We start from the raw sequence: 12,663 nt of genomic DNA on the forward strand, positions 1-12,663 counted from the left end.
AACTAAAACGACAAGTATGGTTGGACCAGAATTAGTAGATCAAGTCAAAAAAAACGGTTTTGTTTGGCATGCAGAAAATTGGAAACACAACAATGAATTTCACCAGCACCACAAGGCACAGCTTGTCTTTGTTGAATCGGGTTATCAATACTTACACACGTCAAACAATCAATTTTTACTACCTCAACATCACGCAGCATGGATTCCTTCAAATCTTCCACATAAAACAACAGCTGCATCCGAATCTGTTTCTTTGAGAACCTTGTATTTTAATACGGATGATATGCCTCCCTTTTATGACGATTTGTATCTATTTTCCGTTCCTCCTGTGTTGAAAGAGATGATTATGTACACCGAAAAGTGGTCGTTGAACATGGAATATCGCCAAAGTGAGCAGACCTTCTTACTTGCCATTTTAGAAGAACTTCCTTCTTTCATTCAGGAGTCCATTCCCTTGATTACGCCTGTCCCTAAATCACCTAATTTACTAGCCGTAACAGCTTATATCCATCAGATGTATAGCAAGCCTATTTTGGTTGAAGAATTAGCCTCTAAGGGCTTTGTTAGCATACGCACATTAGAACGTCAATTCAAGAAAGAAACGGGTCTTAGTTTGGCGAAGTACATTCAGATGGTACGCATTATCAAATCACTTGAATTACTCAGTGAGGGGCAGTTGAATATAGGAGAGATCGCCCTTCAGGTTGGTTATAGCAGTGCCCAATCCTACAGCAATGTTTTCACTAAATTACTAGGTAAACGTCCAAGCGACTATTTCGAATCAGATCCAAAATAACACCATAAAAAAAGGTCAACTTTTAGAAGTTGACCTTTTGTGTATGAATTAGTTTTCTACTGGTAAGAAATTGTATTCTTTTGCGTAGAACAACATTTGCTCTTCAAATGTTTTCGGTTGTTTAATTACATAATCCGTAACTTCTCCCTTATCATTTGTAACAGGTACAATATAAGGGTTTACGAATCCTCTATAAGGAGCAGAATTAAACTTCGCATTGCGTTCCAATACTTCCTTGTGAATCGCTTGATCTACTTTTACACCGTATGTTTCTACTAATGCTTTAGCAGCTTTGTAATCACCTTCAGATTTAATACGCTGCGTTTCTTTTAGTAAATCACCGAATAAAGCGTGTAATTTTTCATAGTCTGTGATGTTAAAATACGTTTTTCCATCTCGTACTACTTTTTCAATTACATTGTCTTTTTTTCCTTTTTCAAAAACCCAAGCACTCACCCATTGACGGTTTCTCATATGTGCTTCTTCGATATCTGCACCTGGTTCTAAACGCACTAATTGCGTCATCAAACCATTTCTGATATAACCATCATAAGCAGCCATACCTACAGCTTTCCAATCTTCTACCAGTCCAATCTCTTGTAACTTAGGATTGTATAAATAGAACAACCCTACTAAATCAGCACGTCCTTCTTCTAAAGTAGAAGCATAACTTTTTAGTGTTTCTTTTGGTTGACCAATACCAGGATTGATTTGTCCAGAAGCATGTCCGATTACTTCGTGTAAAGCCGTGTGCAACTTATCTGCCAACTCACCATATTGTTCTTCTAATTTCACTTCCTCCTCATCGTGTGCAAATTCTTTCAATTTACCCGATCCACCAGCGTGGTTGTATGAATCAATGATATTTCCTAAAGAGATGGACTTAGATCCGTGTTCAGCTCTAATCCAATCAGCATTTGGCAAGTTCACCCCAATTGGTGTAGACGGCGATGAATCACCAGATTCAGAAGCAACTATTACCGTTTTATAGGTTACCCCTGTTACATTCTTCTTCTTGTGTTCTGCCATTAAAGGTGAGTTATCTTCAAACCACTGTGCTTCTTTAGAAAGTACTTCCATTTTCTTAGACATATCAAAATCTTTGATTTGTACTACACTTTCGTAAGAGGCTTTGTGTCCTAATGGATCATTGTACACTTCAATAAAACCATTGTTATAATCGATATTACCATCTGTGGCAGCAACCCACGCAACGTTGTAGTCGTCCCATGTTTTGAGGTCACCCGTTTGGTAATATTGGATCAATAACTTCAAAGCATCTGCTTGTTTTTGATTTTCAGCCACAGTAACTGCTTTTTCCAACCAGAAGATAATTTTATCAATTGCTTGACCATACATCCCCCCGCTTTTCCAAACTTTTTCAACTAGTTTTCCGTTTTCTTTTACCACCTTAGAATTCAGTCCTGTTGACAAAGGGCGCAAAGGATCTGGGCTTTTCATATTGTTGTAGAATGCCTCTACCTCAGCTTCAGAAATTCCCTCTCCATAGAAGTTTACTGCAGATCCTTCTACTAGACCTTTCGCTAAATCTAAATTTACTTTTTTACTGTCCACGTCATTGAAAAGAATATCCACAACCGCAGCATCTAGTGGCGTATTTGTAGCTTCTAACAAAGAGGTAAAGTACGCTTGTGTAAACGCAGGTTTAATCTTGTCGTTGGAATAATGATGGTGAATACCATTAGAAAACCATACTCTCTTTACATATACCACAAAATTTTTCCAATCCTCTGATTCCTTATCCCCAGCATAATTTTCATAGATGCTCTCTAAAGCCTTGCGAATTTTTAGGTTGTGTTTGTAGTTTTGGTCCCAAATAATATCTCGTCCTGCATATCCAGCTTGACTTAAATAGTATACCAATTCCTTCTCTTTTAATGTCAAATCATCCCAACCTGGAATTTGATATCTCAAAACTTCAATATCAGCAAATTGATCTACACTAAATTCAAAATTTTCAACTGCTTCCACCGTATCTTTTTTGTTTTCTTCTTTGTTTTTTCCGCATGATAATGCCATTGCCGAAGCCAATACAATACATGCCATTGTGTTTAATTTCATAATCTGTGCTTTATTCGTCTTTCAACAAATATATAAAAAACGGTTATACCCTCGCCTTTTATCCCGGTCAAAAAACAAGATTCTATTTTTTTTCTTCTATTTCTTTAAATAATCATCAGTAAAATGCGAATCTGAACTTGGATTATTAAATTTTTCTTGATTGTAATCGTTGGATTTGTTGCGGGGAATCGAAAGAGATTGCCATTCTTTATTTTTAATGAGTTTTCCCAAGAAAACAACTTGACCAATATGGTAAGGATAGTGTGCTAATTGACGATAAAGCGCCTCTCCTACTGTGTGATCTTGATTTCGAATTTTGACCATGGCGTTTACATTATCTTCTGTAATAGCATCAATCACTTGAAATAAAATAGACCAGCCTTTATCCCAATTGCTAATCAATTCATGACGATCATAAACCCCAGTAGCAAATTCACTATCGCGATCCCTCCATGGTTTTTCGCCATCTTCTGTAAAGAAATTAGTAAAACGAGAAGCTAGATTTCCCGTTATATGGCGCATCAACATGGCAATAGAATTACTTTCCTCGTTGTATTGCCAATTCAACTCCTCCTGAGAAAGAATTAAAATCGTTTTATCTGCTAGCATACGGTAGTATTCAAACTGCTTGCGAATGCCTTGTACCTCCTGTATTGTCATGGTGCGTTATTTTTGTTTAGTATTTTGATTTCCACTAATTTAATTTATTTATAAGAAAAATAAATGCTTTTTTATAAAAATCAAATACTCCATTTTCATTTCTATGAAGTTTTTCTTTTAATTCTAAATTTCCTCCAATATTCCATTAATTTTAATGTCTAATTTACTTATTTGGCACAGTAATTGTGATTCAAGTAAAAACTTTTTTTCATACTACTTTTGCCCTATACGCCCCCCAAATATCGTATAGGGCATTTTTTTATCAGAAAAAGGAAAAAATAGAACTAAATCCCAAGTGAAAAACGAAAAACAGCAAAACTATTTCTTTACTTTGTGGAAACTCCTAAAAAAGATTTCAATATGTTAGCTGAAATGGAACGCACGTATTTTCGATTTCTAACCTCCAACGATGCACAAGCACTTTTCGCTATTTACTCTGATAAAGATGCGATGCAATATCGAACAACACTTCCTTTTGAAACGATGGAGGAGGTACAAACCTACCTTGAGCAAGTAGAGCGAGAAAATGCATCAGGTAAAAAATTTCGCTGTGGATTTGTTCATCGTGAAACCCAACAATTGATGGGAACAGCAGTTTATACACTTGTTGATGATACAGCTGCTGAAATTGGTTTCTCCATTGGAAGAGCTTTCTGGAAAGGTGGTTATGGTACAGAAGGCACGTTGGGATTAATAGAATTGATCAAACAACAACACCCCCAAGTTAAACGCATTCTCGCAGTTGCACAAACTCCCAATGAAAAATCTGTGCGCATGATCAATCGCATGAATTTTTCGTTTATTGAAGCAAAAGAAAACAAGAGCTACTTTGAGTATTTTTTGTAATCGATTAACTGTTAGCAGTTAGAAGAGAGATTGGTGAATTTTGATACATTTTTTTAGCTCTAACTCCTCATCAACTCACCTTCTAATCAACTCACCTTCTCACAACAAAAAAATTACCTAGCCCGATTTATTCCAATAAATTTGCAGTAATTAAATACCACTATGTCTTTATTTTCCCGATCCGCGCATCCGATATACAACCTTCAATTTATGCTGGTTTGTTTAAGTTCGCTGTTATTCTCTGCTAGTTTCAATATGCTAATTCCAGAATTACCTGATTACTTATCGAGTTTAGGTGGAGCAGAATACAAGGGGTTAATCATTGGTTTGTTTACTATTACAGCGGGAATTTCAAGACCTTTTAGTGGAAAGTTAACCGATAAAATTGGACGTGTACCTATCATGGCGATTGGTTCTATTGTCTGTTTTATTTGCAGCTTACTTTATCCGATTTTAACTACCGTATCGGGTTTTTTATTTCTGCGTTTGTTACACGGATTTTCAACTGGTTTTAAACCGACAGCAACCGCGGCTTATGTAGCAGACATTGTTCCGAAAGAACGCTGGGGAGAAGCCTTAGGCTTACACGGGATTTGTTTTAGCACAGGAATGGCTATTGGTCCAGCTATTGGAAGTACAATCAAGATCTATACCTCCATTAATTTTTTATTCTATACCTCTGCTCTATTTGCTTTATTGTCTATTCTTATTTTACTCAATATGAAGGAAACATTAAAGGTGAAAGAAAAATTTTCCTTCTCTCTCTTTAAGATTTCGCGCAAAGATCTGTTTGACTTTAATGTATTACCCGCTGCCTTAGTTACGTTTCTATCCTATATTGCCTATGGAGTTATCCTTACGTTGATTCCCGATTGGACGGGACATCTCGGTATTGAAAACAAAGGTGTTTTCTTTATGATCTTTACCGTTTCTTCTTTATTGGTTCGCTTTTTTGCAGGTAAAGTATCCGATCAATATGGTCGAGTACTCATTATCAATATTGGGTTGGTTTTACTTATCCTCTCACTTTTGATCATCGCCTTTTTCCAGACAGTTAACGGCTTGTACATGGGAGCCTTTATGTATGGTATTTCGTTGGGAATCTTATCACCGGCGTTAAATGCTTGGACGATCGACTTTAGCTCACCTGACCAACGAGGAAGAGCCGTTTCGACCATGTATATCGCTTTAGAAGCTGGAATTGGTGGAGGCGCTTTCGCCGCTGGGTGGTATTACAAGGATCACATCGAACATATTCCCATAATCATGTATGTCAGTACCGCAATTATTATCTTGAGTTTAGTCTATATGTTTTCTAGAAAATTTACAGTAAAGTAGGTAGTGAGCTTTGTGCGTGGTGAAGTTTGTGCGTTGTGGGAACACAATCAACAAACAAAAAAAGCTTTTACAAAAAATATTTAGTGGGTGTTACCCCCGTGTGGTTTTTGAAAAACTCAATAAAAGCACTGTCTGAAGAAAATTCTAATTGGGTACTAACATCCGAGATGATTTCGCTTTCTGCTAGGAGTTCAATGGCGCGATACAGCCTCCATTGTTGGCGCCAAGCTTGATACGTCATCTTCGTTTCCCGTTTAAATATGCGGGTAATCGTTTTTTCGCTTGCTCCGACGCGATGCGTGAGTTCCTTTAAAAAAGGAGGAACTTTTTTTTCGATCATAAAAGCGGTCATCAGTGATTGAAGCCGATAGTCAGAAGGAATTTCTAGGGCATAAGATTCTTCTTTAGCATCTTGGAATTCATCCCAGAAGACACGTAAAATATGCTGTTGTTGCTCCGTAGGGGTACCTTTCCATTCCCACCAACAAATGCGTTCAATAATTTCCGCTAACAATGAGGACACGCTTCTTACTTGCAAGTTTAAATCATCCAATTGCAGTTGATCTACAGCTAAATAAATCGATCGATAGGCCACTACATTGCGAAACGTCACCCGATGTTCAAGTCCTGCTGGTATATACAATAACTTTTGTGGGGGCAAAATCACCTGGCGATTTCGCGTTAATAAAGTCATACATCCACTAGAAGCATAGAGTATTTGGGCGTGCTTTTCATGGCTGTGAAAACCCGAATCATGCTGTACTAAATCCGAAGCTAAGCCAATAACATCTTGATTGATCGCTTCTAAATTTAATTCTTGTTCCCTAGTTAAATACGCCATTTGTCCGTTTTTTGATATTTTTTGTTTTTATACTGTTATAAAGATAAGGGGAATTAGGCAGAATTTTGCAGGAGAAATTCAAAAAGAAATGAAAACAAAAGTACAATTGAGCTTTATGGTTCTATTAATGATGTTTCCACAATTTGTTGAGACCATCTATAGTCCAGCTTTACCGAGCATTACTCAACACTATCAAGTTACAGAAACCAAGGCCTTACTGACAATTAGCACCTACTTTATAGCGTTTGCATTAGGGGTTATTTGGTGGGGAATACAGAGTGATTATATAGGAAGAAGAAAAGCGATGATATGGGGATTAACAACGTATATGGTAGCATCCCTCATGGCCTTGGTTGCGCCGACTTTCGAAATCGTACTTGCGGCTAGAGTCCTTGCGGCTTTCGGTATTGCAGTAGGATCAGTCATTACCCAAACCATGATGCGCGATGTATATACGGGTGTGGAACTCAACAAAGTCTTTTCTATTATGGGAATTGCTTTGTCGATCAGTCCTGTTATAGGACTGTTACTAGGGGGAATTACAGTTTCAACCTTTGGCCATGTTGGTGTATTTGCCCTACTGGCGTTACTCGCTTTGTTCCTCGTCGTAAAGGCGCACTATCAATTGCCTGAAACCAAGCAAACCAAAGAGAAAATCACCCTACGTATCCTGCTTCAACTTGCAAGAAAAATATATACAGATCGCAGTATTTGGCGTTTTGCACTCTTAGTTATGAGTTATAATGTCATGTTATTTAGCTACTATTCCTTTGCACCTTTTATTTTTGAATCGCATGGGTATGATTCTTCCGTTTATGGATATAGCGGAGTCGTATTAGCCTTAGGATCTTTTCTAGGTAGTTATTTTAATAAAAGCTGTATTAAGCGAGGAGTTGCTAGTAACAGACTCATCTTAGGGTCAGCGGTATTGGCTTTGGCCAATGCGTGTATTGCCGTAATTCTGTTGGATACGATGTGGTTTTTGGTACCAGTCTTACTGATTGTTGCCGCTTTTGGTATCGCGATTCCCAATATACTGAGTCAAGCTCTTAGTCTATACAAAACGGCAATTGGTTCGGCGGGAGCATTATTTGGTCTGCTCTACTACTTACTTATTGGCTTGGGATTATACCTCAGTAGTTTGTTGCCGAATCTAGGCTATGTATTGGTGCTGTTTTCGGGAATTGCGCTGTGCTTAGCCTTGACTTTACCCAGCCAAAAATCCTAGTGATCGCCTGTTAAAGCTAAACGAGTAACGATCGGAAAGTGATCTGAATTTTTAAAATTGCTATACGTTTTAAATGATTTAACACGAATATTTGGATCGACAAAAACATAATCAATACGCATGGGATAATAGGGAAAATCATAACTTTTTCCAAATCCACTTCCTGCTTCTATAAAGGCATCTTTTAGATCGCCTTTAATATTACTGTACACATAAGAAAAAGCGCTATTATTCATATCGCCGCAAATTACTTTGCGGTGAGTAGCGTCTTTCATATGCGATTGAATTAACTCCGATTGCAGTTGCTGTTCCTTAAAGGCACTAGAGATACGCTTAAAAATACGCTTTGATTTTTCTTCATCTAATTTCTCGTGAATATCCGGACTAATACTAATCGACTGCAAGTGAATACTATATACGCGAATCGTATCAGACTGGATGAGTACATCGGCAAAAATCACATTGTTATTTGAATTGGGAAGATTAATTTCTCCCTTATCAATAATGCGATGTTTGGAATAAATAGCCTGTCCAGTCATGATTTTATCACCATGAGAGACGATGTATTGATACGGATACTGTTTAAAATCTAAAGCTGCACTTTTTGAGTATTCTTGCAAGCACAGGATATCAGGATCTTGTAAATCAATGAATTCTTTGATTTTTTGTGGAACAAATTCATCGGGAATCCATTTAAAAAGATTGAATAGGCGAACATTATAGGTCATCAATACAATATCATCGGATGCCGTAGGTTCATTTTTTCCGGTAATCTTATAGAATTTCGTAATAAAAGTAACACCTAAAAGCAAAATTAAAGCCGATAAGATCACTTGTTTTTTCACTTGAATACTCCAATAGACTAGGAAGAAAAAGTTCACTAAGAGCAACGAAGGAAGCATAAGAGTAAATACAGAAAGGAAGGGAAACAACTTAGGTGCTAAAAAAGGCAATAGATAGCCCAATAACGTTCCGATCGCCACCAGAACATTAAGGAAAAATACAACTCTATTAAACCAAGATAGCTTTTTCATCTCTTACTTCTTTCCTTGACGAAAAAGGAACTCTTTTTCATCTTTATTTAAACTTTCGTAGCCGGACTTACTGATCTTGTCTAAGATAGTGTCGATTTGCTTTTGCGCTGATTCTTCTCTATTAACGTTTTTATCTCCTTGTTTATTGACATAAACCTTCTTAAATGTCGATTTATTTTTTGCGCTCTTCTTTTTTTGTTTAGCGAGATCCACGCCGTTCTTCAACAAAGCGATATAACCAAAGCCAACTAAGGCACCACCTAAATGCGCCAAATGTCCTCCTACATTACTAGATGAAAGTTGAAAAAGGTCAATTATAATAATCACAGCAGCGATATAGATCATTTTTACTCTTCCGATCAAAGCCAATCGCACCTCCATCTTTGGGGCAAAACTAGCCACAGCAATTAAAGGAGCCATTACCGCAGCAGAAGCGCCTACTAAGCCGTAGCCCATCGAGAAAAAGAAAGACGATAGGTAGTATAGCAAACTTCCACCCAGTGCACCTACAAAATAGACAAACAAGAATTGTCTCGTAGTAAAAAAAGTAAAGAAGAGATTGCTAACAAAAAAGAGCATAATCATATTCAGCAGTAGATGCCAAATATTCGCATGCACAAAAGAATAGGAAATAAATGTCCAAAAACGCATGAACGTCTCTACCCCATCTGCGACAAAAGCCACATAGGGAAAAATGCTGTGATATACAGCTGTTGCGAGAATTGATAGTCCATATAGCAAGACAAAGACAACAATATTCACGATAATAAGTAGTTGTACTTTATCGCCTAAGTTGATCTTGCGCTTTACATCCTCTATTGCTTTCATTTTACAAATCCCAACGATTTTGGTTGAACTGATTTTTCTTCCAGTAACGCACGAGTAAGAAACCCGTCAATGCCCCACCGACATGTGCAAAGTGAGCAATACCTGTTCCCCCGCCAAAAATACTAAATCCTCCTGTTAATCCACCTATTAAATCAATCGCTAAAATACCAGGTACAAAATACTTGGCTTTAATTGGTACGGGAATAAACATCATCATCAGTTCCGCATTAGGAAACATATAAGCAAAGGCAACTAAAAACCCGTAAACGGCTCCTGAAGCTCCAACAACTGGCGTATTAAAAGCAGCAATCATTGCACGCAAATCGCCAGAACCTAAAACAGATTCCCACCCCGTGTTGTACATTCCCTTTTTCAATAAGCTGTAAATTTCTCCTTCTTGGTAGCCTGCGGCTATAAGTTGATTTACACCGTGAGATACCGAATAGTAATTTACTCCCATATGCAACAAAGCGGCCCCAAATCCAGAGATGAGAAACAGCGCATACAAGCGTTTTGTTCCAAAAATCATCTCCAAAGTTGAACCAAATGAGAATAGCGCAAACATGTTGAAAAAGATATGCATCATTCCTCCATGCATAAACATATAACTCAACGGTTGCCAAAATTGAAATTTAGCATTTCCAAAATAGTACATCGCTAAATAATCATAAGTTGCAGGTACGAGCATGCTTCCTACGAAAAAAAGGATGTTTATAATCAATAACTGTTTTACTCCTTCTGTTAGTCTCATTACAGTATAAATTTTCGTTCAATATCTTCTACTTTCATCGTGATAAAAGTAGGCTTCATAAATGGTGATATGTTGGGTTCTTTACATCCAAATAAAGAATTCACAATATCCTCTTGTTCGGTTTCATTTAAAATGGTTCCCGATTTTACGGCCAAACTTTGCGCCAAGGTTTTGGCTATGCGCTCTGTTTGAATGTAATTCGTTTCTGGAATTCCCTCCTGAAAACTCATGATCAAATCGTCTAATACAATTTGCGCTTCACTTTCTGCTACATTAACAGGTAAACCGGATAAAATAACGTGATCTTCCCCCATATCTTCAAAGTCAAACCCCATCTGCTTTAAAGAAGTGCGTATTTCTTTTAATAAAACGACTTCATAAGGCGCGTAGTATAAGGTCAATGGAAAAAGTAACTGTTGAGAAACGGCATTGGACTTCGTTATATTTCCAATAAATTTCTCGTACAAAATACGTTGATGCGCTCTTCCTTGATTGATAATCACCATTCCTGATTTAATCGGACTGACGATGTATTTTCGTTGAATTTGAAAGGTACGAGAGGCCACTGTTGTTTCTGTACTTTCGTCAAACAAACTTCCTGTTACCTCTTCTTCTTCAAAGGTAATTCCGCTGACATCTAGTGAACTTCCCTTCCCTTTTAATCCTTCAAAAACTTCTTGCCAAGCCCCAACTTCATTGGCTGATGATTTCTTGATTTCAGTTTTATTGGACTTACTAGCAAAGAAAACGGCTTCATCTGCTTTTCTTCCCTCTTGTTTGAAAGATGAAAAATCAATAGTTGATTTAGCGGTTGTCAGTTTACTTTCAAAGATATCTTCCTTTTCTTCTTCTTCCTCTTCTGGGGCATCTTTTCGCAAAAAAGAGCTCTCTTCAAAGGGGTTAAACCCTCGATCAACAAAATCAGAACGCTCCCCTCGCAAACTACTCGGTGTTTGTTTGAACGGATTGTACACTTCTTCTGTTGGACTAATCCCTTCGTTGGTAAAAGGGTTATAATGGGTGTCAATCTCTATCAAAGGTGTTTCAGCTTCTCTATCCTTAAATTCATACGGAACGTCTAAACCTTCGTCTCGTTGAAAATCAAGCACAGGTGCAACGTTAAATTGCCCTAAACTGTGTTTAATCGACGAGCGCAAAATGCTGTATAGTGCTTGTTCATCATCAAATTTAATCTCCGTCTTCGTTGGGTGGATATTAATATCGATTGAATTTGTTGGCACAGAGAGGTAAATGAAATACGTAGGATGCGTTCCATCTTTTAACAAGCCTTCATAGGCAGCTAAAACGGAATGATGCAAATAGCCACTGCGAATGAATCGATCATTGACAAAGAAAAACTGTTCCCCTCTACTTTTCTTGGCAAATTCAGGTTTACCAATAAAGCCGCGAATCGTTACGATTTCTGTAATTTCCTCAATGGGCACGAGCTTCTCATTGGTCTTTGCTCCAAACACATTGACAATGCGTTGACGCAAGTTAGAACTCGGTAAATTAAACACTTCACTCCCATTGTGAATGAGCGTAAAACTAATATCAGGATGCACTAGCGTAATTCGTTCAAATTCGTCTACAATATTGCGAAATTCAACATTGTCCGATTTGAGGAAATTTCTACGTGCTGGAATATTAAAAAATAGATTTTTTACAGAAAAAACCGTACCAGGAGGCGTTACTGCAACTTCTTGCGTTACTACCTTAGATCCTTCCATAATCAGGTGAGTACCCAATTCACTACCGCGTAAACACGTTTTCAAATCCACGTGTGCAATAGCGGCAATAGAAGCGAGTGCTTCTCCTCTAAAACCTTTCGTATGCAGGGAAAATAAATCTTCTGCTTTGGATATTTTGGATGTAGCATGGCGTTCAAAGGCCATTCTAGCATCTGTTTCATTCATCCCTTTCCCATTATCGATTACTTGAATTAAGGTTTTACCAGCATCCTTTAGCACCAATTTAATTTCGGTTGCTTCAGCATCGACAGCGTTTTCTACCAATTCCTTCACAACAGAAGCAGGTCGTTGAACCACTTCTCCTGCCGCAATTTGATTAGCTACGTGATCTGGTAATAATCGAATACTATTAGACATTTAAAAAAGGAAGATTTTTTTAATTAAAACTTTGAACTCTATGCTTACAAATTTAAAGAAATAAATAGGGGAATTACCTTCTTAACTATTTTTTCACTTATTACATAGACCTGATAAAAAAAAGCCTGCTTTTACACAGGCTTATCTTTAT

General features: G+C 37.5%; 11 protein-coding genes. 4 read left to right on the forward strand and 7 right to left on the reverse strand.

Going from position 1 to position 12,663, the window contains the following annotated elements; translation table 11 throughout:
• The first annotated feature begins 16 nt into the window (after positions 1–16).
• A complete protein-coding gene (locus tag ACPDG9_RS00100) occupies positions 17–796 on the forward strand; it encodes a helix-turn-helix domain-containing protein (protein WP_430525833.1) in 780 nt (259 codons plus the stop codon).
• A gap of 48 nt (positions 797–844) precedes the next feature.
• On the opposite strand, the gene ACPDG9_RS00105 is transcribed toward ACPDG9_RS00100, so the two are convergent.
• Complete coding sequence (locus tag ACPDG9_RS00105; RefSeq protein WP_430525834.1) at positions 845–2,878, reverse strand: dipeptidyl-peptidase 3 family protein; 2,034 nt, start codon at positions 2,876–2,878, stop codon at positions 845–847.
• 96 nt (positions 2,879–2,974) lie between these two features.
• Positions 2,975–3,538 (reverse strand): DUF1572 family protein, encoded by a 564-nt coding sequence (locus tag ACPDG9_RS00110; protein ID WP_430525835.1) that lies wholly within the window; start codon positions 3,536–3,538, stop codon positions 2,975–2,977.
• 333 nt (positions 3,539–3,871) lie between these two features.
• On the opposite strand from ACPDG9_RS00110, the gene ACPDG9_RS00115 reads away from it, so the two are divergent.
• Both ACPDG9_RS00115 and ACPDG9_RS00120 read left to right on the forward strand, forming a co-directional pair.
• A complete protein-coding gene (locus tag ACPDG9_RS00115; RefSeq protein ID WP_430525836.1) occupies positions 3,872–4,384 on the forward strand; it encodes a GNAT family N-acetyltransferase in 513 nt (170 codons plus the stop codon).
• A gap of 162 nt (positions 4,385–4,546) precedes the next feature.
• Positions 4,547–5,722 (forward strand): MFS transporter, encoded by a 1,176-nt coding sequence (locus ACPDG9_RS00120; RefSeq protein ID WP_430525837.1) that lies wholly within the window; start codon positions 4,547–4,549, stop codon positions 5,720–5,722.
• A 67-nt stretch (positions 5,723–5,789) separates the two neighbouring features.
• Here ACPDG9_RS00120 and ACPDG9_RS00125 read toward each other — a convergent pair whose 3' ends face one another.
• Complete coding sequence (locus ACPDG9_RS00125; RefSeq protein WP_430525838.1) at positions 5,790–6,563, reverse strand: AraC family transcriptional regulator; 774 nt, start codon at positions 6,561–6,563, stop codon at positions 5,790–5,792.
• Positions 6,564–6,651: 88 nt separating this feature from the next.
• Here ACPDG9_RS00125 and ACPDG9_RS00130 point away from each other — a divergent pair, with 88 nt between their 5' ends.
• Positions 6,652–7,791 carry an MFS transporter gene (locus ACPDG9_RS00130; RefSeq protein WP_430525839.1) on the forward strand — a complete coding sequence of 380 codons (1,140 nt, stop codon included), beginning with the start codon at positions 6,652–6,654 and terminating at the stop codon, positions 7,789–7,791.
• Here ACPDG9_RS00130 and ACPDG9_RS00135 read toward each other — a convergent pair.
• The 4 genes from ACPDG9_RS00135 to mutL are packed head-to-tail and all read right to left on the reverse strand — an operon-like array spanning position 7,788 to position 12,512.
• The gene (locus tag ACPDG9_RS00135; protein WP_430525840.1) at positions 7,788–8,825 is read right to left on the reverse strand and encodes an endonuclease/exonuclease/phosphatase family protein; all 1,038 of its coding nucleotides are present in this window, start codon (positions 8,823–8,825) and stop codon (positions 7,788–7,790) included. The two genes, ACPDG9_RS00130 and ACPDG9_RS00135, sit on opposite strands and share 4 nt — an antisense overlap.
• Positions 8,826–8,828: 3 nt before the next feature.
• Entirely contained in the window at positions 8,829–9,653 is an 825-nt protein-coding gene (locus ACPDG9_RS00140; protein ID WP_430525841.1) for a rhomboid family intramembrane serine protease, read from the reverse strand.
• Between the two features lies 1 nt (position 9,654).
• Positions 9,655–10,404, reverse strand: coding sequence for a rhomboid family intramembrane serine protease (locus tag ACPDG9_RS00145; protein WP_430525842.1), 750 nt, complete (start codon positions 10,402–10,404; stop codon positions 9,655–9,657).
• The gene (gene mutL, locus ACPDG9_RS00150; RefSeq protein WP_430525843.1) at positions 10,404–12,512 is read right to left on the reverse strand and encodes a DNA mismatch repair endonuclease MutL; all 2,109 of its coding nucleotides are present in this window, start codon (positions 12,510–12,512) and stop codon (positions 10,404–10,406) included. Before mutL ends, ACPDG9_RS00145 begins: the two co-directional genes overlap by 1 nt.
• Positions 12,513–12,663: the final 151 nt, after the last annotated feature.

Origin of the sequence: Myroides sp. C6-3, from assembly GCF_050522425.1 — a bacterium.
GTDB lineage: Bacteria > Bacteroidota > Bacteroidia > Flavobacteriales > Flavobacteriaceae > Flavobacterium.

Excerpts from the sequence above, each read along its gene's own strand:
- ACPDG9_RS00100 (WP_430525833.1), top strand. The coding sequence starts at position 17 with ATGGTTGGACCAGAATTAGTAGATCAAGTCAAAAAAAACGGTTTTGTT.
- ACPDG9_RS00105 (WP_430525834.1), bottom strand. The coding sequence starts at position 2,878 with ATGAAATTAAACACAATGGCATGTATTGTATTGGCTTCGGCAATGGCA.
- ACPDG9_RS00110 (WP_430525835.1), bottom strand. The coding sequence starts at position 3,538 with ATGACAATACAGGAGGTACAAGGCATTCGCAAGCAGTTTGAATACTAC.
- ACPDG9_RS00120 (WP_430525837.1), top strand. The coding sequence starts at position 4,547 with ATGTCTTTATTTTCCCGATCCGCGCATCCGATATACAACCTTCAATTT.
- ACPDG9_RS00125 (WP_430525838.1), bottom strand. The coding sequence starts at position 6,563 with ATGGCGTATTTAACTAGGGAACAAGAATTAAATTTAGAAGCGATCAAT.
- ACPDG9_RS00130 (WP_430525839.1), top strand. The coding sequence starts at position 6,652 with ATGAAAACAAAAGTACAATTGAGCTTTATGGTTCTATTAATGATGTTT.
- ACPDG9_RS00135 (WP_430525840.1), bottom strand. The coding sequence starts at position 8,825 with ATGAAAAAGCTATCTTGGTTTAATAGAGTTGTATTTTTCCTTAATGTT.
- ACPDG9_RS00140 (WP_430525841.1), bottom strand. The coding sequence starts at position 9,653 with ATGAAAGCAATAGAGGATGTAAAGCGCAAGATCAACTTAGGCGATAAA.
- ACPDG9_RS00145 (WP_430525842.1), bottom strand. The coding sequence starts at position 10,404 with ATGAGACTAACAGAAGGAGTAAAACAGTTATTGATTATAAACATCCTT.
- mutL (WP_430525843.1), bottom strand. The coding sequence starts at position 12,512 with ATGTCTAATAGTATTCGATTATTACCAGATCACGTAGCTAATCAAATT.